At 73.2% G+C, this 25,738-nt stretch carries 28 protein-coding genes and 1 riboswitch; of the genes, 22 read left to right on the top strand and 6 right to left on the bottom strand.

Translation table 11 applies throughout. From position 1 onward, the window contains the following. Positions 1 to 95: 95 nt before the first annotated feature. Positions 96 to 917, bottom strand: coding sequence for an LLM class flavin-dependent oxidoreductase (locus tag J2S58_RS05870; protein WP_240189428.1), 822 nt, complete (start codon positions 915 to 917; stop codon positions 96 to 98). 75 nt (positions 918 to 992) lie between these two features. Beyond that, entirely contained in the window at positions 993 to 1,793 is an 801-nt protein-coding gene (locus J2S58_RS05865; RefSeq protein WP_205258401.1) for a glycoside hydrolase family 16 protein, read from the bottom strand. A 546-nt stretch (positions 1,794 to 2,339) separates the two neighbouring features. Between J2S58_RS05865 and J2S58_RS05860 the strand changes: the two genes are divergently transcribed. Both J2S58_RS05860 and J2S58_RS05855 read left to right on the top strand, forming a co-directional pair. Continuing rightward, positions 2,340 to 2,780, top strand: a complete 441-nt coding sequence (locus J2S58_RS05860) for an OsmC family peroxiredoxin (protein ID WP_205258402.1) — start codon at positions 2,340 to 2,342, stop codon at positions 2,778 to 2,780. A gap of 64 nt (positions 2,781 to 2,844) precedes the next feature. Next, complete coding sequence (locus tag J2S58_RS05855) at positions 2,845 to 3,240, top strand: DUF3224 domain-containing protein (protein WP_205258403.1); 396 nt, start codon at positions 2,845 to 2,847, stop codon at positions 3,238 to 3,240. A 6-nt stretch (positions 3,241 to 3,246) separates the two neighbouring features. Here J2S58_RS05855 and J2S58_RS05850 read toward each other — a convergent pair whose 3' ends face one another. Then, a complete protein-coding gene (locus tag J2S58_RS05850) occupies positions 3,247 to 4,506 on the bottom strand; it encodes an MFS transporter (RefSeq protein WP_205258404.1) in 1,260 nt (419 codons plus the stop codon). Between the two features lie 66 nt (positions 4,507 to 4,572). Here J2S58_RS05850 and J2S58_RS05845 point away from each other — a divergent pair, with 66 nt between their 5' ends. Beyond that, positions 4,573 to 5,145 (top strand): winged helix-turn-helix domain-containing protein, encoded by a 573-nt coding sequence (locus J2S58_RS05845; RefSeq protein WP_205258405.1) that lies wholly within the window; start codon positions 4,573 to 4,575, stop codon positions 5,143 to 5,145. Positions 5,146 to 5,350: 205 nt separating this feature from the next. Here the strand turns inward: J2S58_RS05845 and ald are convergent, their stop codons facing one another. Continuing rightward, positions 5,351 to 6,466: an alanine dehydrogenase gene (gene ald, locus J2S58_RS05840; protein WP_205258406.1), complete on the bottom strand. Its 1,116-nt coding sequence runs from the start codon at positions 6,464 to 6,466 to the stop codon at positions 5,351 to 5,353. 115 nt (positions 6,467 to 6,581) lie between these two features. Here ald and J2S58_RS05835 point away from each other — a divergent pair, with 115 nt between their 5' ends. Together J2S58_RS05835 and J2S58_RS05830 are read left to right on the top strand one after the other, a co-directional pair. Further along, positions 6,582 to 7,112, top strand: a complete 531-nt coding sequence (locus J2S58_RS05835; protein WP_205258407.1) for an Lrp/AsnC family transcriptional regulator — start codon at positions 6,582 to 6,584, stop codon at positions 7,110 to 7,112. 43 nt (positions 7,113 to 7,155) lie between these two features. Then, on the top strand, positions 7,156 to 8,541 hold the full coding sequence (locus J2S58_RS05830) for a UTP--glucose-1-phosphate uridylyltransferase (RefSeq protein WP_205258408.1): 1,386 nt from the start codon (positions 7,156 to 7,158) through the stop codon (positions 8,539 to 8,541). Positions 8,542 to 8,548: 7 nt separating this feature from the next. On the opposite strand, the gene J2S58_RS05825 is transcribed toward J2S58_RS05830, so the two are convergent. Beyond that, positions 8,549 to 9,574, bottom strand: coding sequence for a chorismate-binding protein (locus J2S58_RS05825; RefSeq protein WP_205258409.1), 1,026 nt, complete (start codon positions 9,572 to 9,574; stop codon positions 8,549 to 8,551). 90 nt (positions 9,575 to 9,664) lie between these two features. Here J2S58_RS05825 and J2S58_RS05820 point away from each other — a divergent pair, with 90 nt between their 5' ends. The 15 genes from J2S58_RS05820 to J2S58_RS05750 all read left to right on the top strand — a co-directional run bounded on the left by J2S58_RS05820 (position 9,665) and on the right by J2S58_RS05750 (position 22,581). After that, entirely contained in the window at positions 9,665 to 10,240 is a 576-nt protein-coding gene (locus J2S58_RS05820; RefSeq protein WP_205258410.1) for an NUDIX domain-containing protein, read from the top strand. A 112-nt stretch (positions 10,241 to 10,352) separates the two neighbouring features. Next, positions 10,353 to 11,027, top strand: coding sequence for a CDP-alcohol phosphatidyltransferase family protein (locus J2S58_RS05815; RefSeq protein ID WP_205258411.1), 675 nt, complete (start codon positions 10,353 to 10,355; stop codon positions 11,025 to 11,027). 1 nt (position 11,028) lies between these two features. Beyond that, positions 11,029 to 11,934 carry a DUF881 domain-containing protein gene (locus tag J2S58_RS05810; RefSeq protein WP_205258412.1) on the top strand — a complete coding sequence of 302 codons (906 nt, stop codon included), beginning with the start codon at positions 11,029 to 11,031 and terminating at the stop codon, positions 11,932 to 11,934. Between the two features lie 73 nt (positions 11,935 to 12,007). After that, a complete protein-coding gene (locus tag J2S58_RS05805) occupies positions 12,008 to 12,340 on the top strand; it encodes a small basic family protein (protein WP_205258413.1) in 333 nt (110 codons plus the stop codon). 65 nt (positions 12,341 to 12,405) lie between these two features. Further along, entirely contained in the window at positions 12,406 to 13,077 is a 672-nt protein-coding gene (locus tag J2S58_RS05800) for a DUF881 domain-containing protein (protein ID WP_306826556.1), read from the top strand. 103 nt (positions 13,078 to 13,180) lie between these two features. Beyond that, a complete protein-coding gene (gene gcvH, locus J2S58_RS05795) occupies positions 13,181 to 13,576 on the top strand; it encodes a glycine cleavage system protein GcvH (protein WP_205258415.1) in 396 nt (131 codons plus the stop codon). Between the two features lie 181 nt (positions 13,577 to 13,757). Beyond that, positions 13,758 to 14,195, top strand: coding sequence for an oxoglutarate dehydrogenase inhibitor Odhl (gene odhI / locus J2S58_RS05790; RefSeq protein ID WP_306826553.1), 438 nt, complete (start codon positions 13,758 to 13,760; stop codon positions 14,193 to 14,195). Next, entirely contained in the window at positions 14,192 to 14,929 is a 738-nt protein-coding gene (ftsR, locus tag J2S58_RS05785) for a transcriptional regulator FtsR (RefSeq protein WP_205258416.1), read from the top strand. Before odhI ends, ftsR begins: the two co-directional genes overlap by 4 nt. A gap of 155 nt (positions 14,930 to 15,084) precedes the next feature. After that, entirely contained in the window at positions 15,085 to 15,609 is a 525-nt protein-coding gene (locus J2S58_RS05780) for a bifunctional nuclease family protein (RefSeq protein ID WP_205258417.1), read from the top strand. Positions 15,610 to 15,911: 302 nt separating this feature from the next. Further along, positions 15,912 to 16,454: a MerR family transcriptional regulator gene (locus J2S58_RS05775; RefSeq protein ID WP_205258418.1), complete on the top strand. Its 543-nt coding sequence runs from the start codon at positions 15,912 to 15,914 to the stop codon at positions 16,452 to 16,454. Positions 16,455 to 16,564: 110 nt separating this feature from the next. Beyond that, positions 16,565 to 17,038 carry a MarR family winged helix-turn-helix transcriptional regulator gene (locus J2S58_RS05770; RefSeq protein ID WP_205258419.1) on the top strand — a complete coding sequence of 158 codons (474 nt, stop codon included), beginning with the start codon at positions 16,565 to 16,567 and terminating at the stop codon, positions 17,036 to 17,038. 107 nt (positions 17,039 to 17,145) lie between these two features. Beyond that, positions 17,146 to 18,432 carry an MFS transporter gene (locus tag J2S58_RS05765; protein ID WP_205258420.1) on the top strand — a complete coding sequence of 429 codons (1,287 nt, stop codon included), beginning with the start codon at positions 17,146 to 17,148 and terminating at the stop codon, positions 18,430 to 18,432. Positions 18,433 to 18,496: 64 nt separating this feature from the next. Next, positions 18,497 to 18,602: riboswitch (glycine riboswitch) on the top strand. A 71-nt stretch (positions 18,603 to 18,673) separates the two neighbouring features. Further along, positions 18,674 to 21,535, top strand: a complete 2,862-nt coding sequence (gene gcvP / locus J2S58_RS05760) for an aminomethyl-transferring glycine dehydrogenase (protein WP_205258421.1) — start codon at positions 18,674 to 18,676, stop codon at positions 21,533 to 21,535. Between the two features lie 51 nt (positions 21,536 to 21,586). Beyond that, positions 21,587 to 22,156, top strand: a complete 570-nt coding sequence (locus tag J2S58_RS05755) for a hypothetical protein (protein WP_205258422.1) — start codon at positions 21,587 to 21,589, stop codon at positions 22,154 to 22,156. Further along, entirely contained in the window at positions 22,141 to 22,581 is a 441-nt protein-coding gene (locus J2S58_RS05750) for a hypothetical protein (RefSeq protein WP_205258423.1), read from the top strand. The genes J2S58_RS05755 and J2S58_RS05750 overlap by 16 nt, the downstream gene beginning before the upstream one ends. A 35-nt stretch (positions 22,582 to 22,616) precedes the next feature. On the opposite strand, the gene J2S58_RS05745 is transcribed toward J2S58_RS05750, so the two are convergent. After that, positions 22,617 to 23,711: a hypothetical protein gene (locus tag J2S58_RS05745; protein WP_205258424.1), complete on the bottom strand. Its 1,095-nt coding sequence runs from the start codon at positions 23,709 to 23,711 to the stop codon at positions 22,617 to 22,619. Positions 23,712 to 24,044: 333 nt separating this feature from the next. Between J2S58_RS05745 and J2S58_RS05740 the strand changes: the two genes are divergently transcribed. Together J2S58_RS05740 and pspM are read left to right on the top strand one after the other, a co-directional pair. Further along, a complete protein-coding gene (locus J2S58_RS05740; protein WP_205258425.1) occupies positions 24,045 to 24,869 on the top strand; it encodes a PspA/IM30 family protein in 825 nt (274 codons plus the stop codon). A 4-nt stretch (positions 24,870 to 24,873) separates the two neighbouring features. After that, positions 24,874 to 25,737, top strand: coding sequence for a phage shock envelope stress response protein PspM (gene pspM / locus J2S58_RS05735; RefSeq protein ID WP_205258426.1), 864 nt, complete (start codon positions 24,874 to 24,876; stop codon positions 25,735 to 25,737). The last annotated feature ends 1 nt before the right edge of the window (position 25,738 follow it).

Below are 25,738 nucleotides of genomic sequence, written 5' to 3'. Positions count from 1 at the left end.
GATCCGGCCCGTTCGGGCCTCCCGCCGTCGGTGGTCGACGTGGATCCGATGGTAGGTCGGTCCGGGCGCGACGGCGCCGTGGCCCGCCGGTGCGATCAGGCCCGGGGCGGCCCGGCCTCGATGCGCCGGCGGTGCCGGGCGACCGCGTCCTCGCCCATCGCCCAGTCCGATTCCACCCACCAGGTCGCCCCGGCCGTCCGCCAGTGCGCGGCGACCACATCGCCCGCCGGGCCCGGCTCGCTGGTGCCCTCGACGACCACGTCGTATCCCGCCCAGGGCAGACCGGCCGACTCCCGCGCAGTACGCACGGCCTCGACGATGTCCGGCAGATCGGCCGGGGTCAGCGGATCCGCCGTCCCGACGCGGGCCGGCAACAGTCCGTCCCACCGGGCGGCGCGGCCCAGGGACCGCGTCGAGGGATGGGCGCCGACCACCCACACCGGGACGCGCGGCCGCTGCACCGGCGGGGGCGGCGCGAGAAAGGTCGTCGGCGAGACGCGGTAGTGCTTGCCCGACCAGCTGAAGGGCTGTCCGCGCATCAGCCCGTCGTAGACCGAGAGGCCCTCGTCGAGCTTCTCCGCGCGGGTCCGGCGTCCCTCGTCGGCCTCGAACGCGAGCCAACCCTCGTGCAACGCGCCCATCCCGACAGCCAGTTGGACCCGCCCGCCGGACAGGTCGTCCAGGGTCGCGGCGCGAGCGGCCAGTTCCCAGGGGCGGACGCGGGGCAGCGGGGTCAGCATGGTCCCGAGGCGTATCGTCGAGGTGCGCATCGCCGCCGCGGTCAGGGTGACCCACGCGTCCTGACCCCAGGGGACCTCGTAGCTGAACACCGCGTCCCAGCCGGCCCGTTCGGCCGCCACGGCCAGGTCCGCGAAGACCGCGGCCCCACCGGTGCTCACCACGACACCGCACCGCAGGCGATCGGGGCCGTCGTCCCTCGGGTCTTCCACCGGTCCAGGCTCGCACGGCCCACCGACACCCGCGCCGGGAGCTCAGGCGGGGGTGTAGATGGCGACCCAGTCGATCTCGACGTGGCCGGCGACGTCCGGGTCCGGTGCCACCGCCCTGGTCCCGGTCTGGAGCACCCAGTGGAAGGGGGTGTCCGGGACGTTGTCCGTGTAGGACTCCATCAACGCACCGTCGAGGTAGTAGCTGAGCTTGCCGGGCAACCATTCGATCGTCGCGGTGTGCCAATCGGTGTAGGTGACGCCGGTGTGGACCTGGCCGCAGATCTTGCGGGGGTTGCCGATGCAGTGGTTGTACCCGCTGATCTGACCGTCCAGTCGGCCCTCGGGGAAGTCCATCTCCCCCTCGTCCCACTTGTCGCTGTCGGGCCACAGCAGCCAGCCGGTGCCGAAGCCCTGGAGGGGGTCGGCGCGGAAGCGGACCGAGAACCGACCGTAGGTCTGGCCCGCCCACTTCTCGGACACGTACGGGACCGGGGCGGCGGCCTGCGCCCGGCCCTCGGCGTTCGTGTGCAGGTACTCGTCCAGCACCCCGTTCCGGACCGTGATGATGTCGTTGGTGTAGTCGGCGTGGCCGAAGGTGTCCGGGAAACCGTCGTAGCTCGTCCAGTGGTCGGCGTACGGGCCGGGGAACTCCCCCGGGGCGGCGTCGGTGAGGAAGTCCTCGGCGAGCACCTGGTGCCAGCCCGGGAGGTCGCCGACGGGCATGTACTCCCCGCTGGGCGAGGGCGGGGGCGGCGCCGGACCGCGGTCGACGACCAGGACGGTGGTGAGGCCGACCACGGCCACGACCCCCACGGCCAGGGTCGCCCTGGTCCGTCGCGACATCCGGGCGAGGATGCCGCCGGGTCGCGGCGACCCGGCAGGGGGCGGCGCGGGCAGCACGGGCGTCAGGGTCACAGGGGCCTCTCGACGGCGGCGGCCGCCGGCCGGGAGGGCCGGTGGGGGCTCACCGGAACGGGGGCGACGTTGCCGGGGAAATCCGGGGGACGGGCGGCCCGGACGAGCTGATCCGACGCGTTGCGGCAGGTCCCGGGGTATGTCACTGCACGGTAGCAAGACCATCCCCGGCCGGGTGGACTCGCGGATGGCATCCATCGATGGAGTGGATGGGGAACGGATGAAAGCCGCTCGACATCGTCGGAGGGAAGATCCGGAGGAGGGCGTCCACCCGGTGGGGGAGCCGTCCTCCGTGGTCCGCGACCGGTCGGGCCGGTGCCGCCATCCGGACGTTTCGGATGACAGGGCACCATGGTGGCGCACCCGCATTCGGCCGGCCGTTCCGGCCGGCCCGGGGGCGAGTGGAGTCCGGCTGCGGTCGGCGCCACCCGCCCCTGCGCATCCGCAGGAATCACCACAGGAAGGACGACAGACATGCCGTCACGCAAGGCACGTACCGAATGGAGCGGTGGACTGCAGGACGGGTCCGGCCGCGTCGAGCTCACCAGTTCCGGCGTCGGCACGTTCGACGTCTCGTTCCCCCGCCGCGCCGCGGACAGTGCCGGTGGCACGACCAGCCCCGAGGAGCTGATCGCCGCCGCGCACACCTCCTGCTTCGCCATGCAGCTCTCCGCGCTGGTCGGCGCGGCCGGCGGCAGCGTGAAGAGCCTGATCGTCGACGCCGAGGTCGGGCTCGGCCCGGACAAGGCCGACAACGGCTTCAAGCTGACCGGCATCGCCCTGACCGTTCGCGGCCAGGTCGAGGGTCTGGACGAGGCCGGCTTCGCCGAGGCCGCCAACAAGGCCAAGGAGACCTGCCCGATCTCCAAGGCGCTCACCGGTGTCGCCATCACCCTGGACGCCTCGCTCGCCTGATCCACCACCCGCTCGTGGGGCGTGCCGTCGCGCGCCCCGCGAGCGGCCCGGCCAGACTGGGCCGATGACCCGCCTGGAACTGCCGTTCACCCTCGATCGCTGGGATGCGACCTCCACCGAGGACGGTCCGGGGGAGGAGACGGCGGCCATGGCCGTGGTGGCCCTGGCCAAGACCTACCGCGGTGACGAACTCACCGCGACGGCCACCGGACACGCCCTGACCACCCGGGGACCGCTGGGCGCCGCGTACGTCGCGCAGGAGCGCATCACCGGCACCCTGCTCGGCCGCACCGGCAGCTTCGTCCTCGAGCACGGCGCCTCGATGGGCGAGGGCGTGGAGACCGAGTCGCATGCGGCCGTCGTCGCCGGTTCCGGGACCGGCGAGCTGGCCGGCATCGCCGGCACCGGCCTCATGGAGCACGAACTGCTCACCCTGGACGTCGAGCTGCCCGAGGGCTGAGCTCCGTCACCCGGTCCTCTCCGCCTCCGGCAGAGTGCGCATCCTCAGCAGCGGACTGAACCAGACGAAGGCACCCGCGCCCAGCGCGCCCACCATGCCGATCCAGATGACGGTCGACACCCCGAACGCCGTCGACAGCAGGCCGGCGGCCACCGCGGCGATCGGGGTCACGCCCCACACCACGAACCGGATGGACGCGTTCATCCGGCCCAGCAGCGGGGTCGGGCAGATGCGCTGCCGGAACGAGACCTGCGCGATGTTGTAGACCAGGACCGCGAAGCTGAGGCCGAACTCGGCCAGCACGAACAGCGGCACGAGCAGCGGCTGCGGGGCGACGGTGAGACCGGCGAACAGCAGGCCGGCCAGCCCGAAGACCACGGCCGACACCGGGATGATCGTGCCCTCGCCGATCCACGTGGTCAGCCGGGCGGTGAGCGTCGCGCCGAGGAGTCCGCCGATCGATCCCACGGCGGTCGCCGCCCCGAGGACGGCGGGCGACAGGCCCAGCTCGCGGAGCACCAGCACCGGCAGCATCGTCATGGCCAGGGTCGAGAACAGGTTCGACACCCCCGTGCACGCGACGATCCGACGCAGCAGGGTCGTCCGCCAGACGAAGGCGACCCCCTCCCGGATCTCCGTCACGAGCGGTCGGCGGGTCTCCCGGGCCGCCGGTACCTCGTCGTCCCGGATCGAGCTCAACGTCAGGAAGGAGACGAGATAGGTCAGCCCGGTGACGAGCAGCAGCCAGGGTGCGGCGAGCACCGTCAGCAGGCCGCCGGCCGCGGCCGGGCCGCCGATCCGGGCCAACTGGGCGGTCGACTCCAGCTTGGAGTTCGCTTCGCTCACCTGATCGCGGGCGACCAGGACGGGGATGTAGCTCTGGTAGGCGACGTCGAAGAAGACGGTGGCCACACCGACCAGGGCGGCCACCACGATCAGCTGCCAGATCTGCAGCACCCCGGTGACGGCCAGGATCGGAACGGCGGCCACCGTCAGGGCCCGGACGAGGTCGGCCCGCAGCATGACGCGGCGCTTGGCCATCCGATCGACCCACGCCCCCGCCGGTAAGCCGACGAGCAGGAAGGCCGCGGTGGCCGCGGCGCCGAGCAGACCCACGGCCAGGTCGGAGGCACCGAGGACGGTCACCGCCAGGACGGGGATGGCCAACTGCCCCAACTGCGCGCCGAACTGGCTGGTGCTCTCCCCGCCCCACAGGCGCAGGAAGCCGTGGTGCCGCCACAGCGAGGCCGGGGCCGGACGCGTCATGGGGCGAGACTAGGGCAGTGATTGGGATCTGCCAATGACTGGAGATCGGCCCATTAGGCTGGGGGCATGACGTCCGTCGATGCCGCGTCCGTCGGTGGTGGAACCGTCGCGGCCGCGGATGGGCCGGGCGTGGATCCGGTCTCCGACCAGCTGGCCCAGGCCCGCGCCCGGGCGCTCAGTTCACCGTTGCGGCTGCGCATCCTGCGGTTCTGCCTGCACGAGGGACGCACCAATCGCGAGATAGCGGCCGAGTTCGCCCTCAACCCGGGAACGAGTCTGCACCACGTGCGCACGTTGCTGGACACCGGGTTTCTCATCGCCGGGGAGGGCCGGCGGGGTCGCCGCGGGGCGCGCGAGATCCCGTACCGGGCCACCGGTCGGTCCTGGGACACGCCCGTCCCCGATGTCGGCCCGATCCTGCTCCGCGCATTCGTGGACGAGGTCGAGGGTGTGCCGCCGGCCGACCTGGCCATCGCCCGGCTGGGGCTGAAGCTCAACCCCGCGAGCGAGCAGGAGCTGCACCGGCGGCTGGACGCCTTGCTCACGGAGTTCAAGGATCGCGGCCCGGATGCCGACGGGCGGCCGGTCGGGGTGATGGTCGCGATCCATCCCGAACGGCGCCGGCCGACCCAGAGCTGATGCTCACTCCGCGATCTCGGGCCTGGTCCATCGGACCGGAGGATCACCCGCGCGCAGGACCGACGTCCGGGCCTCGCCCTGGTCGACCGTTGACCGCTCGTCGCGGCAGCGCAGACGGGTGGACCTGATCGGGCGGACCGGCCCACCGGGGACCGGCCCACCGGGGTCCGGCGGGTTCGCACGCCCGTGACGCCGCTGACGAGGGTCAGCCGGCGAGCACCAGGCCGGGGTCGGTCGAGGTCAGCTCGTGGGCGGTGGCCACGGCCAGGTTGGTCAGCGCGCCGTGGTGCGAGGTGAGGCCGGCGGCCAGGGCGGGGTCGGACCGCAGTGCACCCTGCCAGCCGCGGGTGGCCAGGGCGCCGGCGTAGGGCAGCGTCGCGTTGGTCAGGGCGTAGGTGGAGGTGCGCGGGACGGCGCCCGGCATGTTGGCCACGCAGTAGAAGACCGACTGGTGCACGAGGAATGTCGGGTCGTCGTGGGTGGTGGGCCGGGAGTCGGCGAAGCAGCCGCCCTGGTCCACGGCGATGTCGACCAGGACGGACCCGGCGCGCATGCCCGCGACCATCTCGTTGGTCACCAGCTTGGGGGCCTTGGCCCCGGGGATGAGCACCGAGCCGACGACGAGATCGGCGCCCGCGACGGCCTCGGCGATGGTCAACGTGTTGGACGCGACCGTCTTGACGTGCCCGCCGAACCGGGCGTCCAGCCGCCGCAGGGTGGGCAGCGAGAGATCGATGACGGTGACGTCGGCCCGCATGCCCAGGGCGATCTCCGCGGCGTGCGCGCCCGCCACACCGCCGCCGAGGATGACCACCTTCCCGTTCTCGACGCCGGGGACGCCGCCGAGCAGCACGCCGCGGCCACCCTCGTTGCGCATCAGGTGGTAGGCGCCGACCTGCGGTGCCAGGCGGCCGGCGATCTCGCTCATCGGGGCGAGCAGCGGGAGCGAACGGTCCGGCAGCTGCACCGTCTCGTAGGCGATCGCGGTGGTCCCGGCGTCGAGCAGGGCGCGGGTGAGCGGGCGGTCCGCGGCCAGGTGGAGGTAGGTGAAGAGCAGCAGGTCCTCGCGCAGGTGGTGGTACTCCGCGGCGACGGGCTCCTTGACCTTGAGCACCAGCTCGGCGGCCCACGCCTCGTCGGCGGTCGCCACGATGCGCGCACCGGCGGCCACGAAATCGGCGTCGGTGATCTGCGAACCCAGGCCGGCCCCGGTCTCCACGACGACCTCGTGACCCTGCCCGGTGAGCTGGTGGGCGCCGCCGGGGGTGAGGGCGACGCGGTACTCGTGGTTCTTGATCTCGCGGGGCACACCGACGCGCATGACTGGTCCTCCGTGGTGGGGAGCGGCTGCTCGAAAGGGTGACGAGCTGGGGAAAGTATGAACTTCACGTCCGCAGACCGGAAGATGTCTGCAGAAGATTCGGTACGGTGGGCGGATGAGCGAGTTTCCGTCGACGACCGCGGCGGCCGGTCCGATCCCGACGAAGGATGTTCGGCCGGCCCGGGAGCCGGTCACCACCGACGAGGTCGACCGGCGGATCCTCACGGTCCTCGCCCGGGATGCCCGGACGCCCAACAACGCCGTCGCCGCGGAGGTCGGCGTGGCCCCGTCGACGTGCCTGGCCCGGATGCGCGCCCTGCGGGACAGCGGGGTGATCCGTGGCTACCACGCCGATCTCGACCCGGCCGCGCTCGGTCGGCCCCTGCAGGCCCTGGTGTCCGTGCGGCTGAGCTCCGGCGCGCGGGGCCGGCTGCGATCGTTCACCGACCGCATCCGCGCCCGACCCGAGGTGCGGTCGGTCTACTTCCTCGCCGGCGGCGACGACTTCCTCCTCGACGTCACCGCCGTCGACGTCGCCGACCTCCGCGACTTCGTCGTCGAGGAGCTCTCGGCGTACCCCGAGGTCGCCTCCACCGAGACCAACCTGGTCTTCGAGCACGTCCGCGGGACGGCCGCCGGGCTCTGACCCGAGGGTGATCGGGTGGTCACCGGCCCCTACGCTCCCTGTCATGAGCGAGAGCGGACTGGACCAGGCCCGGCGACTGATGGAGGCGGGGGGAGTGCACCCCCAGGCCATCGCCGTCTTCGCGCACTCCTACGACATGCTCGCCGGCGGTGAGACCGGCATCCTCGCCGAGGACGACCTGACCCCGGTGGACGAGCTGCCCCGCCTGGACGACCTGGACGTCGACGAGACCGCCGCCGCTGCCGCCCTGGCCGCCACCGCCGTCATCAAGCTCAACGGCGGGCTCGGTACCTCCATGGGCATGGACCGGGCCAAGTCTCTGCTCCCCGTCCGGGACGGTCTGTCGTTCCTGGACGTCATCGCCCGGCAGGTGCTGGCCCTGCGCGCGCAGTACGGCGCACCCCTGCCGCTCGTGGTGATGAACTCGTTCCGGACCAGCGAGGACACCCGGGCCGCTCTGGCCCGCCACCCCGAGCTCGCGACCGAGGGGCTGCCGGGGGAGTTCCTGCAGAACCGCGAACCCAAGCTGCGCACCGCCGATCTCACCCCGGTCAGCTGGCCCGCCGACCCGACCCTGGAGTGGTGCCCGCCGGGTCACGGCGACATCTACACCGCGCTGGACGCCTCCGGCACGCTCGACGCCCTGCTCGACGCCGGGTTCCGGTACGTCTTCGTCTCCAACGCCGACAACCTCGGCGCCCGGCCCGATCCGCGGCTCGCCGGCTGGTTCGCCGCGTCCGGCAGCCCGTTCGCCGCCGAGTTCTGCCGCCGCACCGCCGCCGACCGCAAGGGCGGCCACCTGGCTCGCCGACGGGACGACGGGCAGCTCGTGCTGCGGGAGTCCGCGCAGACCCGCCCCGAGGACGAGGCCGCGTTCGGCGACATCGACCGCCACCGGTACTTCAACACCAACAACCTCTGGCTCGACCTGGCCGCGCTGCGCGACAAGCTCCGTGCGAACGGCGGGGTGCTCGGGCTGCCGATCATCCGCAACGTCAAGACGGTCGACCCGACCGACCCGACCTCGCCCGAGGTGGTGCAGATCGAGACCGCGATGGGCGCCGCCATCGGGCTCTTCGAGGGTGCCGCCGCCATCGAGGTGCCACGCCGCCGGTTCCTGCCGGTGAAGTCGACCTCCGACCTCCTGGTGCTGCGCTCCGACGCCTATGAGGTGACCGACGACTTCGAGGTGGCCCTAGTGCCGTCGCGGACCGCGGCGCCGTTGGTCGACCTGGACAAGACCTACAAGCTGGTGGGCGACTTCGAACAGCGTTTCCCCGCCGGCCCGCCGAGCCTGGTGGCGGCCGAGAAGCTCGCCGTGCAGGGCGACTGGACCTTCGGGGCGGGGGTGCGGGTGCTCGGCGCCGCCGTGGTGTCGTCCGACGGGTCGCCGGGCACCATCCCGGACGGAACGGTGCTGGGCGGCTGACCCCGCCTCAGGAGCTGGCCAACCCGACCAATCGGGCGGCCTTGAGTTCGGTCTCGGCCCACTCGGCGGCCGGGTCCGACGCCCAGGTGATGCCGGCCCCGGTGCCGAAGGTGAGCCGCCGCGCGCCGCTGTCGTCCCGCGTGGCGGTGAACGTCCGGATGCCGACGGCGAGGCGGGCGGTGCGACGATCGGCGTCGACATAGCCGACGGCGCCGCAGTACTGGCCCCGGGTGCCCGGCTCGAGCTCCGCGATCACCTGCAGCGCGCGGATCTTCGGTGCACCGCTGACCGACCCGGGCGGCAGGGTGGCGGCGAGCACCTCGGTCCACCCCAGGCCGGGCTCGAGGCGGGCGCTCACCGTGGACACCAGATGGGCCAGGCCCGGGTGCTCCTGCCGGGCCAGCAGGGCCTGCACCACCACGGATCCCGGGACGGCGACCCGGCCGAGATCGTTGCGGACGAGATCGGTGATCATCACGTTCTCGGGAGTGTCCTTGTCCGCGAACGGTTCTCCCGGCCCGGCGGTGCCCTTCACCGGCGAGGACACCAGGGTCGAGCCGTCCCGCGACAGGAACAGCTCGGGTGAGGCGGTCACCACGAACCCGTCGTCCACGCACAGCACCCCCTGGTAGGGCGCGGGGTTCCCCGCGGCGAGGACGGCGGCCAGGGCCAGCGGGTCGGCGTCGTCGTCGAGCGGGGCGTCCAGCACCCGGCAGAGGTTGACCTGGTAGACCGACCCGGCGGCCACGTGCTCGCGGATGCGCCGCACCCCGGCCAGGTAGTCCGCGCGGCTCATACTGCTGCGCCAGCTGTCGACCGCCGGCCCCCGCCACGCCCGGTCCGGCGGCGGGAGCGGCGCCCGGCGGACGTCGGCGAACCGGTAGCCGGTCACCCGACCCTCGAAGGTCGCCGCGACGGCCCACCAGCCGGCCCCGTCCAGCGGTCCGGCGTCGGCGGTGAGATCGACGGTCTCCTGCAGATCCGTGGCCCACTGCCCGTCGAACCACGCGAAGGGTCCGGTGACGGGGGGCACCGACCGAGCCTAGGGGCCGCCGTGGGTGGGGTCCGCCGATCCGATCGACGCCTCACCCGCGCCGACCGCGGCGGACGCCATACTCCCGTCATGGACGCGATCCCGGGTCGACCCGAGACCACCGGCAGCACCGTGGTGTACCGCAACCCCTGGATGTCGGTGCGGGAGGACACCTTCCGTCGGCCCGACGGGTCCGCCGGCGTCTACGGCGTCGTCGACAAGCAGGACTTCTCCATCGTCATCGCCGAGGCCGACATCGCCGGGTCGGGGCCGGCGTTCCACCTCGTCGAGCAGTACCGCTATCCGCTGTCCCGCCGGGCCTGGGAGTTCCCGATGGGCACCTGGCCGGCCGGGGCCGGCGGGAGCCCGCTGGAACTGGCCCGGGCCGAGCTGCGCGAGGAGACGGGCGTGCGGGCCGAGGAGTGGCGGCACCTGGGCCACCTGAACGAGGCCGGCGGGTTCTGCTCCCAGGGTTTCGACGTCTTCCACGCCACCGGGTTGACCGCCGGTGTGCACGCCCGGGAGGCTTCGGAGGCGGACATGGTGCATGCCCTGGTCGGTGAGGACGAGTTCGGCGCGATGATCGACGACGGTCGGGTGGTGGACGCGGCGACCATCGCGGCCTACCTGTTGCTGCTGCGGCACCGCGCGCGGCCGTCCACCTGACCCGCCCGCCCGCTCGCGGCAACTAGGATTCCCCGCGACGGCGGGGCCCGCGCACCCGTCCGGAACCGTTGCGGCCGTTCGGCTCGAGGCAGACGCGGGGTGGGAGGGCACCATGTCGACCCCGGGACCGGGCTCCCCCCCGATCGACCCCACCCCGGCGGGACCGGCCGGCGCCGCCGCGCCCACCGACACCGGTCCGGCCCCCGTCGACCACGGCCCCTGGACCATCCCCAACGCGCTGTCCGTCCTGCGGCTCGCCGGCGTCCCGCTCTTCCTCTGGCTCCTGCTGGGGCCGCAGGCCGACGGCTGGGCCATGGTCGTCCTCGCGCTCAGCGCCCTGACCGACTGGGCCGACGGCAAGCTCGCCCGGCTGCTGAACCAGTACAGCCGCCTCGGGGAACTGCTCGACCCGGCCGCCGACCGGCTGTACATCGTCGCGACCCTGGTCGCCTTCGTCCTGCGCGGGTTCATCCCGTGGTGGGTGGCCGCGCTCATCGTGGGCCGTGACCTCGTCCTCGCCCTCGCCCTGCCGCTCGTCCGGCGCCGCGGCTACGCCGCACTGCCCGTCCACTATGTGGGCAAGGCCGCCACCTTCTGCCTGCTCTACGCCCTGCCCCTGCTGCTCATCGCCCAGGGCGACTCGCTGCTGGCCCGCATCGCCCTGCCCGTCGGGTACGGGTTCTTCGCCTGGGGGGTCCTGCTCTACCTGTGGTCGGCCGCCGTCTACCTGGGTCAGGTGCGCTGGGTGGTGCGGAACGTCCCGGTCCGCGGACCGGTGCGGAACTGACATGACCGGTGCCCCACCGGACGGTCCGGGGGAGGAGCCGGCCGCACCGCCCGTCCGCCGCAACCCCGTCCCCGGGCTGCTGGCCGCCCTGGACCGCGATCATCTCGACCCGGGGTACGCCGCCGCGGCCGCCCGCCGGGCCGGTGGTCCCGAGGCGCCCGACCGTCGCCGGCGGCTGCGGTCCGCCGTCCTGCTGGCCGTCGCCGTGCTTGTCCTGGGAGTGCTGTTCGGGGTCGCCGCCCAGACCACGGACCTCGGCGCGGTGGGCGCCGAACGGGCCCGCGCGGGCCTGCTGGACGACATCGAGCAGGCTCGCCAGCGGCAGGACGTCCTCGCCTCCTCGGCGGCCGCGCTGGCCGGCGAGGTGGCGGCCTCCCGCTCCGCCCTCGGCGTCCAACTGCCGTCGCTGGACGCGGCCGACCTGGCCCTGGCCGCCGGATCCGACGCCGTCAGCGGTCCCGGTGTCCGGGTGGTGATCGGCCCCGGCAGCCCCCCGTCGGCGACGACCGACGCCGCCGGAAGCCAGGCGCAGCGCACCGTCATCGCCGACCGGGACATTCAGCTGCTGGTCAACGGGCTGTGGGCGGCCGGCGCCGAGGCCGTCACCGTGGGTGGGGCGCGGCTGCGCCCGACCAGTGCCATCCGCCAGGCCGGCGGCGCGATCCTGGTGGACAACAGTCCGGTGTTCTTCCCCATCACCGTCGAGGCCATCGGCGACCCGGATGTCCTGCCCGCCCAGTTCGCGCTGACCAGCGGTTTCGGCCGGTTCAACTCCTTCGCGCAGCTCTACGGCATCCAGTTCGACCTCTCGGTGCAGGACGACCTGCAGGCGGCGGCCGGTTCGGGTCCCGACCTGCGCTTCGCCGCACCGACGACCGCACCGACGACCGCGCCGACCACCCGGTGAGACCCTTGCCCCGCCCGACCCGTCGACCGCACCACCACCGCACCCTCGCCGACCGCACTGCTGGAGGAACCCCGTGTACGCCGTTCTCGCGCTGGTCGTCGGCATCGTGGCCGGGCTCTTCCTGCAACCCACCGTCCCCGACTGGTTCGCCCCGTACCTGCCGATCGCGGTGATCGCCGCGCTGGACGCGGTGTTCGGCGGCCTGCGGGCCAAGCTCGACCACATCTTCGACGCCAAGGTCTTCGTGGTGTCGTTCGTGGCCAACGTGGTGGTGGCCGCGTTCATCGTCTTCCTGGGTGACCAGCTGGGGGTCGGGGCGCAGCTGTCCACCGCCGTCGTCGTGGTCCTCGGCATCCGGATCTTCGGCAACGCCGCGGCCATCCGGCGGCACGTGTTCAAGGCATGAGCGGCCCACAGCGGCCGCAGCCGACGCCCGTGCCGCCGCCCCCGTCCGGCCGGAGCGGCACGGGTGTGTCGACCCGGGTGGTGGTCGCGCTGCTGTGCGCGCTGCTCGGGCTCGGACTGGTGGTGCAGGTCCGCCGCACCGCCTCCGGCGACGCGCTGGCCAGCGCCCGGCCCGACGACCTGGTCCAGTTGCTCGACGGACTCCAGCGGCGGGAGGCCGACCTGACCGGCGAGATCGCCGGCCTGCAGGACACCCTGGTCCGGCTGCGCAGCAGCGGCGCCTCCTCGGCCGAGGCCCTCGCCGAGGCGCAACGGCAGGCCGCCGTCCTCGGCATCCTCACCGGTGCCGCCCCGGCCACCGGCCCGGGGGTCCGCATCGTCATCGACGACCCCCAGGCCCGGGTGCCCCCGGAGGTGCTGCTCGACGCCCTCCAGGAGCTGCGCAACGCCGGCGCCGAGGCCTTCCAGATCGGACCCGTCCGACTCGGGGTGGACAGTGCGTTCACCGGTTCCGCGGGCGCCGTCACCACCGACGGGAGACCGCTCGCCGCGCCCTACGTGTTCCTGGCCATCGGGGACCCGCCCACCCTGTCGGCCGCTCTGGCCATCCCCGGTGGGGTGCTGGACACCGTCCGCCGGGCCGGGGGGACGATGACCGTCGACCAGCAGGACACCGTGGAGATCGACGCGGTGCGCCCCCCGCGGACGCCGCAGTTCGCCCGGCCGGCCGACGGGTGACCTCCCCGGCGCCGACCCTGGCGGGTGTCCGCCCCGCGCCGGCGTGACAGGCTCCGACACTGATCCCTACCGATCCCGACCACCCCGACCCGAGAGGCCCCCCGTGATCCCCGAAGACCTGCGGTACAGCTCCGACCACGAATGGGTCCGCACCACCGGCGACGAGGCCGACACGGTGACCGTGCGCATCGGCATCACCGACTACGCGCAGAACTCGCTCGGCGACATCGTCTTCGTCCAGGTGCCCGAGCCGGGGACGACGGTGGAACCGGGCGAGTCGATCGGGGAGGTGGAGTCGACCAAGTCGGTCTCCGACCTGTTCTCGCCGGTCAGCGGGACGGTGGTGGCCCGCAACGAGGTCCTGGACTCCACCCCCGAGCTCGTCAACTCCGACCCGTACGGCGACGGCTGGATGATCGAGGTGCAGCTCACCGACCCGTCCGCGCTCGACGACCTGCTCGACGCCGCCGGGTACGCCCAGGTCGCGGGCGAGGGCTGAGCCCCGTCCGGGGACGCGCGCGCGTCCCCGGCACCGGAGTGTCACCGGGAGTGCGGGCGGGCCGCGGCGACCGTGTCGCCCCCCGGCACGGTACGGTTCACGCCACATGGATCTGTCCGTGCGGGCGATGCCGCGCGGCGTGGGGTGCCGGGGCCTCGATCCAGCTGCGAAGGAGTTTCGGGTGACTGCAAGCGACCGCGGGTCCGGTGTGGATCCGACCTCGATCTTCTCCGGCGGCCTGTTCCCGACGGCCGAGACCGAGGCGGCCGACGAGGCCCTGGGTGGTGTCGAGTCCCTGTCCGCCGGCAGTGCGCTGCTGGTCGTGAAGCGGGGCCCGAACGCCGGCTCGCGCTTCCACCTCGACAAGGACCTGGTCACCGCCGGTCGTCATCCGGAGAGCGACATCTTCCTGGACGACGTCACCGTGTCCCGTCGGCACGCCGAGTTCCGCCGCACCGGCGGGGGTTTCGAGGTCGCCGATGTCGGCTCGCTGAACGGCACCTACGTCAACCGGGAGCCCATCGAGGTCTCGGCCCTGGTCAACAGCGACGAGGTGCAGATCGGCAAGTTCCGGCTGGTCTTCCTCTCGGGGGACCAGGCCGACAGCGCAGGGTCATGACGGCGGCGGCGCTGCACAGCACGGAGCCGGCCGGCCCGTCGTTCAGCATCGGCGCGGTGCTGGACCGGCTGAAGCCGGAGTTCCCGGACGTGACGATCTCCAAGATCCGTTTCCTGGAGTCCGAGGGTCTGGTCACCCCGCAGCGCACCGCGTCGCGGTACCGGCAGTACACCCGGTCCGACGTCGAGCGCCTGCGGTACGTCCTGGCCGCCCAGCGCGATCACTACCTGCCGCTCAAGGTCATCAAGGACCAGCTCGACGCCATCGACCGCGGGCTCGAGCCGGCCACCCCGGCGGCTCGGCTGCCGCGGTCGTTGATGTCCGCCGACGGCCCCCAGCCGCGGGACTTCGCCGCCTCCACCCAGGTGCGGATGAGCCGCAGCGAGGTGCTGGCCCAGACCGGTCTCAGCGCCACCGGGCTGGCCGAGCTCGAGCAGTTCGGTCTGGTGTCCGCGGGCCCGGGTGACTACTTCGACGCCGACACCGTGCTGATCGCGCAGACCGCCGGCGAGCTGCTCGCCGCCGGGCTGGAGGCTCGTCACCTCCGCCCGTTCCGCACTGCGGCCGAGCGGCAGGCGGGTGTGGTCGCGCAGATGGTGTCGTCCTCCGCCCGGCAGAAGGACCCGGACGCGCGCGAGCGGGCCGGTGCCGCGGCCAACGACCTGGCCGCCACCACCCTCCGCCTGCACGGGCAGCTGATGAAGGCCGCCCTGCGCCACGAACTGGGCACCTGAGCCGACCCGGTCCCGGTGCGCACCGTGGTCGGTCCGCCTCGGCCGGGTTCGGATCGGCCCCCGGGCCCGTCGCTCCGGTGATCGACGGCCGGGGGCGGTCGGGCACCGCACGTGTAGCGTTCGCCAGGACGGATCGGGCAGAAGGGCACACCGCGATGATCGAGATGCGCATCATCGGCGTTCGCGTCGAGATGCCCAACCAGCAGCCGATTCTGGTGCTGACCGAGGTGAACGGATCGCGCAGTCTGCCGATCCTCATCGGTTCCGCGGAGGCCACCGCCATCGCGATGCACCAGCAGGGCGTGCGGCCCAGCCGCCCCCTCACCCACGACCTGCTCGGACAGGTGATCACCGCCCTCGGCCGTTCCGTCGTGCAGGTCCGCGTGGTCGACTTCCGCGAGGGCACCTTCTTCGGCGAGCTGGCGTTCGACGACGGCACCACCGTCTCGGCCCGCCCGTCGGACGCCATCGCGCTCGCCGTCCGGGTGGAGATCCCCGTGTTCGTCGAGGACGCCGTGCTGGCCGAGGCCGGCATCGTGCTGCCCGAGCAGGGCGACGAGGACGATCCGGACGTGGACGAGGCCGACGAGGTGACCGCGGAGGACGAGGTCGAGCGCTTCCGCGAGTTCCTCGACACCATCTCGCCCGACGACTTCGGCGGCGGCGCCCCGAAGGGCTGACTGTCGCCCGATCGGGGCGGAACCGCGCCCCGCCCCGCCCGGTCGGGCTCACCCTCGAGCAGAGGGTGAGGGACACGCCGCCGCTATCGTTGACCCTCGACCTCGGGTGCGCCTACCTTCAAGGAGTTCCACCGGTCGTCCCGCGCCTCCTCGTGAGCCGCGCCCGGGATCGACGCGCGTGGGCCGACGAGCGTCACCGGAAGTCCGGACGAGCAGTCCGAGCACCACGCATCCCGCACGGCGGGCGGCGCCAGAACGCCCGACACGAGTTCGCGTCGGAGCACGGGAAGAGGGTTGGCGGTATGCCGGAAGCCGGCCAGGATGCGCTGTTCCCGAACACCGCGGCGCCCGACGAGTCCGTCGGCTACCGCGGACCGACCGCCTGTCAGGCCGCCGGCATCACCTACCGCCAGCTGGACTACTGGGCCCGCACCGATCTGGTCGTGCCCACCGTTCGCGGCGCGTCCGGTTCCGGTTCCCAGCGGCTCTACTCGTTCAAGGACATCCTCGTCCTCAAGGTGGTCAAGCGGCTGCTCGACACCGGCGTCTCCCTGCAGAACATCCGCGTTGCTGTCGAGCACCTCCGCGCCCGCGGGGTCGACGACCTCGCCGGGGTCACCCTGTTCTCCGACGGCACCACCGTCTACGAGTGCACCTCGGCCGAGGAGATCGTCGATCTGCTTCAGGGCGGGCAGGGCGTGTTCGGCATCGCTGTCGGCGGCACCATGCGCGAGGTCACCGGATCGCTCGCCGAGTTCCCCGCCGAGCGGGTCGACGGGGAGCGCATCGTGCAGGTCGCCCACGACGAGCTCGCCCGGCGCCGACAGGCCCGTACCGCCGGCTGACGCCCGCCACATCCCGTTCCGCCCAGGACCCCCGGTTGCCGACCGGGGGTCCTTCGCGTTCCCGACCATCAGCGCCGTCGTGAGCAAGGGTAATGAGGTAGCCTAAGAACATGACCGCAGACGCGCCCCGCGACGAGACCGCCGCGCCGTCGTCGGCCGATCCGGCCGGGCTGTCCGAGGTCGCGACGCTCCGCGGGGCCGTCCTCGTGCTGGCCCGACGCCTCCGTCACCAGCAGGCCGGCGACGGCCTCCCCGCCACCGAGTCGGCCGTCCTCGGGCGGGTGTTCCGGGAAGGTCCGACGAGCCCCGGCCGGCTGGCCCGGGCAGAGCACGTCCAGCCCCCGTCGATGACCCGCATCGTCGAATCGCTGGAACGGCAGGGATTGGTCCGCCGGGACCCGCACCCGACCGACGGCCGTCAGGTCCAGGTCAGCATCACCGCCGACGGCGAGGAGTTCATCGAGCGCTCCCGCGCGTTGCGCACCGCCTGGTTGGCCCGGCAGATCGACCGGCTCGACCCGGCCGACCGGGAGATGCTGACCGCCGCGGCGCCGGCTCTGCACCGACTGGCCCATCTCGAGTGAGCGCCCCACCCCGTCCCCGTCCGTCCGAGTCCCGACCCGCCCCGGCGGGGGAGCGCCGAGCAGTCCAGGAGAACACCACGAGCACCGCCACGACCACGTCCCCGGGCGTGCAGGAACCGTCGCCGGACGCCGGGCGTCCGACCCTCTTCGCCGCCCTGCACCTGCGGAACTACCGCCTGTTCTTCGCCGGGCAGGTCGTCTCGAACACCGGCACCTGGATGCAGCGCATCGCGCAGGACTGGTTGGTCCTGCAGCTGACGAACTCGCCCCTGGCCGTCGGCATCACCACCGCCCTGCAGTTTCTGCCGATGATGCTGTTCGGGTTGTGGGGCGGGCTGCTCGCCGACCGCTATCCCAAGCGCACGCTGCTGATGATCACCCAGACCGTCATGCTGCTGCTCGCCGCGATCCTGGCCACCCTCGCGCTGACCGGCCTGGTCGAGGTCTGGCACGTCTACGTCATCGCCCTGGGGCTCGGGATGGCCACCGTGGTGGACAACCCGGCCCGGCAGACCTTCGTCAACGAGATGGTGCCGCGCGAGCTGGTCCGCAACGCGGTCAGCCTGAACAGCGGCAACTTCCAGCTCGCCCGCCTGGTCGGACCGGCCGTGGCCGGCGTGCTGATCAGCGCGGTCGGTTCCGGGTGGGCCTTCGCCATCAACGCCGTCAGCTACCTGGCCGTGCTGGCCGGGCTCGCCCTCATGCGGACCTCGGAACTGACCCCGTCCACCCTGGCCCGTCGTGGCCCGGGGCAACTGCGTGAGGCCCTGCAGTACGTCCGGACCCGGCCCCGGTTGCTCTGGCCCATCGTGCTGGTCTTCTTCGTGGGCACCTTCGGCTACAACTTCGCCATCATCCTGTCGGCGTACACCAAGGACGTCTTCAACTCCGGCGCCGATGTCTTCGGCCTGCTCAACACCGCCCTGGCCGCCGGATCGGTGGTCGGCGCCCTGATCGCCGCCCGGGCCACCACCGCCCGGCTCGCCGTGCTCTTCGCCGCGGCAGCGGGGGTCGGTCTGCTGTTGATCCTGCTCGGTCTGACCCCGTGGTTCGTCCCCTTCGTGGCCCTGCTGGTGATCACCGGCCTGGTGTCCGTGCTGTTCAACACCCTGGGCAACTCCACCGTGCAGCTGTCCACCGACCCCGAGCTCCGGGGCCGGGTGATGAGCCTGTACATGCTGGTCTTCATGGGCGGCACCCCGATCGGTTCCATCGTGGTCGGGGCCATCACGGAGGCCTGGGGGGCGCCGTTCGCCCTCGTCGTGTCCGGCTCGGTCTGCCTGGTCGCGGCGCTGGCCGCCGGGGTGCTCGCCGCCCGGCGGGCCGGCCTCACCGTGCACGTCGACCTGCACCGTGGGGTCGAACACCACCTGGAGATCGTGCACCGCTCCTGACGCGTCGAGCCCCGGCCGTCCGTCGGGGTCGGCCGGACCCACGCTGGTAGATTCGACGGGTCGACGATCCCCCGCGGGAGAGTCCGACCGGCTCGTCGTCGAGCGGCCGGACGCCGAAGGAGCAAGCTCTCCCCGCCAACCTCTCAGGCCCAACGAACCGCGGGGAGCAGACACCTCTGGAGCCGCGCCACGCGGTGACTGAGGGGGAGACCCGGGCACCACCCCGCGTCGAGGAGAGCACATGAGCATCCCCCTGAACCCGTCCGCGTTCGCCGAACGGCACATCGGTCCGGACCGTCCCGGTCTGCAGACCATGCTGGACGTACTGGACCAGGCCGACCTCGACGCGCTGGAGGCCCGGGCCGTGCCCGCCGCCATCCGGTCCGGTGCCCCGCTCGACCTGCCCGCCCCGGCCTCGGAGGTGCAGGCGCTGGCCGAGCTCCGCGCCCTGGCCGCGCGCAACCGGCCCATGGTGCAGATGATCGGCATGGGCTACCACGACACCCTGACCCCGGCGGTGATCCAGCGGAACGTGCTGGAGAGCCCGGCCTGGTACACCGCCTACACGCCGTACCAGCCGGAGATCTCCCAGGGCCGGCTCGAGGCGTTGTTGAACTTCCAGACCGCGGTCTGCGACCTGACCGGCCTGGACGTGGCCGGCGCGTCCATGCTGGACGAGTCCACCGCGGCCGCCGAGGCGATGACGCTGATCCGGCGGACCGCCCGCTCCAAGTCGTCCCGCTTCGTGGTCGATGCCGACACCCTGCCGCAGACCCTGGCCGTCCTGGCCACCCGCGCCGAGCCGTTGGGCATCGAGCTGGTCGTCGCCGATCTGACGCTCGGCGAGGAGGGGTTGCCGGCCGGCGACTTCTTCGGTCTGCTGCTGGCCCACCCCGGAGCTTCCGGCGCCGTCTGCGACCACCGCGCCGTCATCGACATCGCCCACCAGCGCGAGGCCAAGGTGGCGATGGCCACCGATCTGCTCGCCCTCACCCTGCTGACCCCGCCCGGCGAGCTCGGCGCAGACATCGCCGTCGGCTCCGCCCAGCGCTTCGGGGTGACTCTCGGGTTCGGTGGCCCGCACGCCGGTTTCCTGTCCGTCCGCAGCGACCTCCAGCGCCAGCTCCCGGGCCGGCTCGTCGGCGTCTCCAAGGACGACGCCGGGAACGCGGCGTACCGGTTGGCCCTGCAGACCCGCGAACAGCACATCCGCCGGGAGAAGGCGACCAGCAACATCTGCACCGCGCAGGTCCTGCTGGCCGTCATGGCCTCCATGTACGCCGTCTACCACGGCCCCGAGGGGCTGACCCGGATCGCCCGCGACGTGCACGGGCGCGCCCGCAAGCTCGCCGCGATGCTCACCGGAGCCGGGGTGACCCCCGAGCACGAGCACTACTTCGACACGCTGCGACTGCAGGTGCCCGGCCGTGCCCGGGCGATCGCCGCCGCCGCCCGCGAGCGGGGCGTCAACCTCTGGGTCGAGGGCGACGACGTCGTCCAGGTCTCGGTGTCCGAGGCGACCACCGACGACCACCTGGAACTCGTCCTGGGCGCCTTCACCGGCGAACGGACCGATGGCGCGGACACCGCCCCCGGCTCGGCCCTCCCGCGGGAGCTGACCCGGACCTCGGAGTTCCTCACCCATCCGGTCTTCCACGCCCACCGCTCCGAGACGGCCATGCTGCGCTACCTGCGTCGGCTCTCGGACACCGATCTCGCCCTGGACCGGACGATGATCCCGCTCGGCTCCTGCACGATGAAGCTCAACGCCACCACCGAGATGCAGGCCGTCACCTGGCCCGAGTTCGCCGGCATCCACCCGTTCGCCCCCGCCGAGGACTCGGCCGGTTACCGCGCCCTGATCGACCAGCTGTCGAGTTGGCTGTGCGAGATCACCGGGTACGCCGCGGTCTCCCTGCAGCCCAACGCCGGGTCCCAGGGCGAGTTCGCCGGCCTGCTCGCCATCCGCGGCTACCACCGCTCCCGCGGCGACGAGCACCGCACCGTGTGCCTCATCCCGGCCTCCGCGCACGGCACGAACGCGGCCAGTGCGGTGATGGCCGGCATGTCCGTGGTCGTCGTGAAGACCGCGGCCACCGGGGACGTCGACATGGCGGACCTGAAGGCCAAGATCGACCAGCACGCCGACTCGCTCGCCGCGATCATGGTCACCTACCCGTCCACCCACGGAGTCTTCGAGGACTCGATCACCGAGCTGTCCGAGCTGGTGCACGCGGCCGGCGGTCAGGTCTACGTGGACGGGGCGAACCTGAACGCCCTCGTCGGTGTGGCCCAGCCGGGCGTCTTCGGCGGGGACGTCTCGCACCTGAACCTGCACAAGACGTTCTGCATCCCGCACGGCGGCGGTGGCCCCGGGGTCGGCCCGGTGGCCGTGGCCGCGCACCTCGCGCCGTTCCTGCCCACCCACCCGCTCGTCCCCGAGGCGGGTCCGGAGACCGGGATCGGTGCCGTGTCGGGCGCTCCCTGGGGATCGGCGTCGATCCTGCCGATCTCGTGGGCGTACATCCGGATGATGGGCGCGGACGGACTGCGGGCGGCGACGTTGACCGCGATCGCCGCGGCCAACTACGTCGCGCGGCGGCTCGACGAGTACTTCCCGGTGCTCTACACCGGCGCCGGCGGTTTCGTCGCCCACGAGTGCATCCTGGATCTCCGGCCGATCACCAAGGCCACCGGCGTGACGGTCGACGACGTGGCGAAGCGGTTGGCGGACTACGGTTTCCACGCCCCGACCATGTCCTTCCCCGTCGCCGGCACCCTCATGGTCGAGCCGACGGAGAGCGAGGACCTCGCCGAGATCGACCGGTTCTGCGACGCGATGATCGCGATCCGGGGCGAGATCGACCGGGTAGGCGCGGGGGAGTGGCCGGCGGAGGACAACCCGCTGCGCAACGCCCCGCACACCGCGGCCGCGCTGGTGTCCGAGTGGACGCATCCGTACAGCCGGGCCGAGGCCGTCTTCCCGGCCGGGGTGGACCCGGCCCACAAGTACTTCCCGCCGGTGGGTCGCATCGACGGTGCCTACGGCGACCGCAACCTGATGTGCTCCTGCCCGCCGTTGGAGAGCTACGCCGGCCGCTGACTCCCGTGACGGCGCTCACATCCGGGAACCGCTCGCGGTTACCGTGACGGGATGGACCGCCGGTGGACCGGGGCGATGACGCTCCTGCTCGCGGTGACGCTCGCCCTGGTCGGCCCGGTGATGGGCGGCCGGGGTGTACGCGGTGACGCGGCCGCGGCGCCGCTGCCGGGTCCGCCTGCGGTCGGTGACTGCCTGCTGCGCGAGCCGACGGAGACCCCGACCGGCCCGGCCGCCCTGGTCACCCCGGAGGCCGAGGCCTCTCCCGCGCAGGCAACCAACAACGCGACCCTGCCGGCGGTGGGAGTGACCTCCTTCGGGTCGCCCTCCACCGGCGGGTGCGCCGGCGGGCAGCTCGGCGAGGTGGTCGCGGTGATCACCGACCGAGCTGCCGTCACCGGCGCGCTCACCCGGTCCTCCGGGGCGGACCGGGACGCCCGCTGTCGGGCCGCCGCGGTGGACTACGTCGGTCTGCGCACCGTGGACGGCGTCGCCCGCTGCCGGACGCCCCGACCGAGTCGATCGCGCTGCAGTGGTCCCCGGCCCTGCCCATCGCCACCCGGTGGGTCGGGCCGGACCGTCTGCGGCGGCAGAACGGGCAGCTCTGGATGGCCTGCGTCCTGACCCCCGCTTCCGCCGCCCCCTACCGCGGCACGGTCCGGGCCACGCTCGGTGCCGGGGTGCCGCCGTCGGCGTACGGCCTGTGCTGGCCCACCGTGGACCTGGCCGGTCTACCCCGCGCGGTGGACTGCGGCGGCCCCCACCGGGGGCAGCTGATGGCCACCGGATCGCTCGCCGAGCCGGCCGCCGCGGATTTCGCCGCCGTGCTGGCGTCCTGCCGCGCGGTGACCGCCCGCCTCCTGCTCCGCGGTGATCCCGAGGGCAGTGGCGACCTCGTGGTGCGGACCGATCCGGCCGAGCCGCCCCCCACCCGACGCTTCGCACAGGGTCCGATCACCGTGGCCTGCTTCGTCTCCACCGCGGACGGCCGTGAACTCGACCGGACCCTGATGGGTATCGGTCGGTCCGCCGTGCGGTACACCGGCTGACGCCCCTCCGTACTCGGCGCCGCCCGCCGGCCGGATCAACCGGAGACGACCTCGATCAGTTGGTCGGTGACCTCGATGCCGGCCGGTGCGAGCAGCGGCACGGTCGCCGTTGCGTCGACCCGGGTTTCGGGGGTCGTCGGGGAGACGCCGTCCACCCGTAACCCGCTGTCCACCAGGGCCTGTCGACCCTGTTCCCCGCGCAGGAACCCGGCGAACCGCCCGGCCGCATCGGCGGCCGTGGGGTCGACCCACGGGGCGGTCAGCTGCAGCACCAGCACGGTGTCGCCGGCCGTGGGCCCGCCGGGATGCACGGCGGTGAGGGGAGCATCCGGATGGTCCCGGTTCCAGGCGATGAGCTCGGACTCCACCACCGGCACGACCTGTCCGGGAGCCAGTGCGCCCAGGGCGTCGGCCGTGGAACCCGGCGCGGTGGTCCCCGCGGCCAGCGCGCGCAGGGCGGGCGCGGCCGCCGTGACCGCCGCGGCGTCGACCGCCGGAGCCGCTCCGGTGCTCGCCGGTCCGGCGTTCGTCGCCCCGGCCACCACCGACTGCAGCGCGTAGGAGCTGGCCCGGTTGGCCGCCGGGTCGGGCAGCACCAGGGTGAGGCGGGCGCCCGGGGTGAACACCTGCGGCAGATCCGACCAGGTGATGCCGCTCAGTGCGGCGACATCGCCGTCGCCGACGGCCAGCACGACCGGCGAGGTGGCCTCGGGGCGGTCGTCGCGGCCCGCGGTGAGGGCGGCGTCCTGCGCTTCGAGCGCGGTCACCTCGCTCTCCGTCGCCGCCGCCCAGACCGCCGGACCGGCGGCGTCCTGGGCGGACCCGTCCAGCAGCGACTCCGCCGCCCCGTCCGTCGGTGCGCGGACCGCGGTGGTGATGCAGGTGGACCGGGCGACCGGACGCGTGGCGTCGAACGCCGCGGCCGCGGCGGTGATCCCGCCGACGGCGCCGGGGGAGGCGAGGACGGACAGCACGGCGTCCGAGGTGCAGGTCGCGGTGTCCTGCTCGTCCCGACCGGTGACCGACACCCAGATCACGGTGGCCGCGGCCAGCACGACCACGGCGACAGCCGTGACGACGATCCAGGGCGCCACGCCCCGGCGGCGACCTCCGTCGGCGTGACGAGCCACGGTGCCTCATCTCCGTAGGCGTGGGGGCGGATGCGGGTGCCCTCGCCAGGGCGCCGGCCGCGCGGGAGGCGACCGTCCTCCGCGGGGAACACTGTAGCCAGCGGCCCCGACGCCCCGGGCCGGCCGGCGGGTCGGCGGTGGGTGGAGGGGTCCGGTGTGCGGCGGGCGGTGCTGCCCCGGGCTCCGGGTCGACCCCGGTCCGACCCTGTTTCTGTGCCTTTCACCCCTGAGTCGCACCGCCGGAGGTGGAAGCCGGTCCCGTCACCTGACACGATGGAGCGGTGGCCACCTGCGGTGGCCCGAGTCGACGCTGGCGCGAGAGGATCGGACCCGATGGCGAACCCGTTCACCAAGGCCTGGAAGTACATGATGGCCTTGTTCTCCTCCAAGGTCGACGAGTACGCCGATCCCAAGGTGCAGATCCAGCAGGCGATCGAGGACGCCCAGCGACAGCACGCCGCCCTCTCCCAGCAGGCGGCGGCCGTCATCGGCAACCAGCGGCAGCTGGAGATGAAGCTGAGCCGCCAGATGGGCGACGTCGAGCGGCTGCAGTCCTCCGCGCGGCAGGCGCTGGTGCTGGCCGACGAGGCCCGGGGCAAGGGTGACGAGGTCAAGGCCGGCCAGTACGAGCAGACCGCCCAGGCGTTCGCGACCCAGCTGGTCGCGGCCGAGCAGCAGATGGAAGACCTCAAGGCCATGCACGACCAGGCCCTGCAGGCGGCACAGCAGGCCAAGAAGGCCGTCGAGAACAACGCCATGCAGCTGCAGACCAAGCTGGCCGAGCGGACCAAGCTGTTGTCCCAGCTCGAGCAGGCCAAGATGCAGGAGCAGGTGTCGTCCTCCCTGCAGTCGATGTCTCAGCTGTCCGCCCCGGGCAGCACCCCCTCCCTCGACGAGGTGCGCGAGAAGATCGAACGCCGCTACGCCAACGCGCTCGGCTCGACCGAGCTGCACCAGGACTCCGTCGAGGGACGCATGCTCGAGGTGCAGAAGTCCACCCTGGACATGGCCGGCGCGAGCCGCCTCGATCAGCTGCGCGCCCAGTTGCACCCCGAGCTCGGTGCCGGCCAGTCCCGGGCCATCGACGCCGCCGCCGGCGCCACCCCGGACCTGAACAAGCCGGGGGTGCAGCAGTCCGCGCCGAACGGTCAGGCCTGAGGCCATGAGGCGCAACGGGCCCACCGCCCGCACCGACCTGATCAAGGTGGTGCGGTCGGCCGGGTCCGGGCTGGTGGGGACGGGCATGGCCGTGGCCCGCGGCAGCGACGTGGTCGGCACGGTCAGCAGCAGCGCGGCGGAGATGGTGCGTGCGCGGCGGGACGCATCCGCGGTCGCGCGGCGCCGGCAGACCGCCGCCCGACGCCGGGTGAAGATCTGGTCCGCGGGAGCCGTGGTGGGAGCGGGTGGGACCGCCTTCCAGACGGTGACGCTGGTGTCCGGGTTCTCCGGGGCGGCCGCCGCCGGGCTGGTCGCCTTCGTCATCCTCCTGCTGTGGTGCCTGTCCGGTGTCCTGCGATCCGCCCGCGACCTCCGGACCCGGCGTGCCGTGGTGCGGCAGTTGCCGCCGCCCCAACCCGCCCGGCCGGCCGTGGGTTCGGCCGTCCGGCCCCAGATGGAGCAGCTCAGCGGTTACTCCGACGCCCTGCGCGGGCTGGTCCCCATGATCGGGCTGCTGGCGGACGACCCCTCCGTGGCGTCCCTGCGCACCGACATCATCTCGGCCGCCGACGCCGCGGAGCGGCGCCTGCGGGAGCAGGCGGCGCAGCTGTCGTCCCTGCTGCGGGCGCGCTCGGCGGGCGGTGACGCGGCGGAGGTGGCCGGCGTCCGGGCGATGGTCGAACGTCTGACGGCGCAGGTGCGTGACGGGGTGGGCGGTTACGGCCACCTGGTCGCCGCGACGGCCGAGACCGTCGCTGCGACCCACGATCTGGCCGGCCCGGGCCCCGCCCTCACCGAGGTCGTCGAGCGCCTCCGGGGGCTGGCCGCCGGCATGCGCGAGCTGTCGGCCGGCACCACCGGCCGCTGAC

This window comes from Nakamurella flavida, from assembly GCF_030811475.1.
Lineage (GTDB): Bacteria > Actinomycetota > Actinomycetes > Mycobacteriales > Nakamurellaceae > Nakamurella > Nakamurella flavida.
The sequence above is the reverse complement of the archived record's forward strand: the minus strand, read 5'-3'. Positions and strand labels throughout refer to the sequence as shown.

Excerpts from the sequence above, each read along its gene's own strand:
- J2S58_RS05865 (WP_205258401.1), bottom strand. The coding sequence starts at position 1,793 with ATGTCGCGACGGACCAGGGCGACCCTGGCCGTGGGGGTCGTGGCCGTG.
- J2S58_RS05860 (WP_205258402.1), top strand. The coding sequence starts at position 2,340 with ATGCCGTCACGCAAGGCACGTACCGAATGGAGCGGTGGACTGCAGGAC.
- J2S58_RS05855 (WP_205258403.1), top strand. The coding sequence starts at position 2,845 with ATGACCCGCCTGGAACTGCCGTTCACCCTCGATCGCTGGGATGCGACC.
- J2S58_RS05850 (WP_205258404.1), bottom strand. The coding sequence starts at position 4,506 with ATGACGCGTCCGGCCCCGGCCTCGCTGTGGCGGCACCACGGCTTCCTG.
- J2S58_RS05845 (WP_205258405.1), top strand. The coding sequence starts at position 4,573 with ATGACGTCCGTCGATGCCGCGTCCGTCGGTGGTGGAACCGTCGCGGCC.
- ald (WP_205258406.1), bottom strand. The coding sequence starts at position 6,466 with ATGCGCGTCGGTGTGCCCCGCGAGATCAAGAACCACGAGTACCGCGTC.
- J2S58_RS05835 (WP_205258407.1), top strand. The coding sequence starts at position 6,582 with ATGAGCGAGTTTCCGTCGACGACCGCGGCGGCCGGTCCGATCCCGACG.
- J2S58_RS05830 (WP_205258408.1), top strand. The coding sequence starts at position 7,156 with ATGAGCGAGAGCGGACTGGACCAGGCCCGGCGACTGATGGAGGCGGGG.
- J2S58_RS05820 (WP_205258410.1), top strand. The coding sequence starts at position 9,665 with ATGGACGCGATCCCGGGTCGACCCGAGACCACCGGCAGCACCGTGGTG.
- J2S58_RS05815 (WP_205258411.1), top strand. The coding sequence starts at position 10,353 with ATGTCGACCCCGGGACCGGGCTCCCCCCCGATCGACCCCACCCCGGCG.
- J2S58_RS05810 (WP_205258412.1), top strand. The coding sequence starts at position 11,029 with ATGACCGGTGCCCCACCGGACGGTCCGGGGGAGGAGCCGGCCGCACCG.
- ftsR (WP_205258416.1), top strand. The coding sequence starts at position 14,192 with ATGACGGCGGCGGCGCTGCACAGCACGGAGCCGGCCGGCCCGTCGTTC.
- J2S58_RS05780 (WP_205258417.1), top strand. The coding sequence starts at position 15,085 with ATGATCGAGATGCGCATCATCGGCGTTCGCGTCGAGATGCCCAACCAG.
- J2S58_RS05775 (WP_205258418.1), top strand. The coding sequence starts at position 15,912 with ATGCCGGAAGCCGGCCAGGATGCGCTGTTCCCGAACACCGCGGCGCCC.
- J2S58_RS05770 (WP_205258419.1), top strand. The coding sequence starts at position 16,565 with ATGACCGCAGACGCGCCCCGCGACGAGACCGCCGCGCCGTCGTCGGCC.
- gcvP (WP_205258421.1), top strand. The coding sequence starts at position 18,674 with ATGAGCATCCCCCTGAACCCGTCCGCGTTCGCCGAACGGCACATCGGT.
- J2S58_RS05755 (WP_205258422.1), top strand. The coding sequence starts at position 21,587 with ATGGACCGCCGGTGGACCGGGGCGATGACGCTCCTGCTCGCGGTGACG.
- J2S58_RS05750 (WP_205258423.1), top strand. The coding sequence starts at position 22,141 with ATGGCCTGCGTCCTGACCCCCGCTTCCGCCGCCCCCTACCGCGGCACG.
- J2S58_RS05740 (WP_205258425.1), top strand. The coding sequence starts at position 24,045 with ATGGCGAACCCGTTCACCAAGGCCTGGAAGTACATGATGGCCTTGTTC.
- pspM (WP_205258426.1), top strand. The coding sequence starts at position 24,874 with ATGAGGCGCAACGGGCCCACCGCCCGCACCGACCTGATCAAGGTGGTG.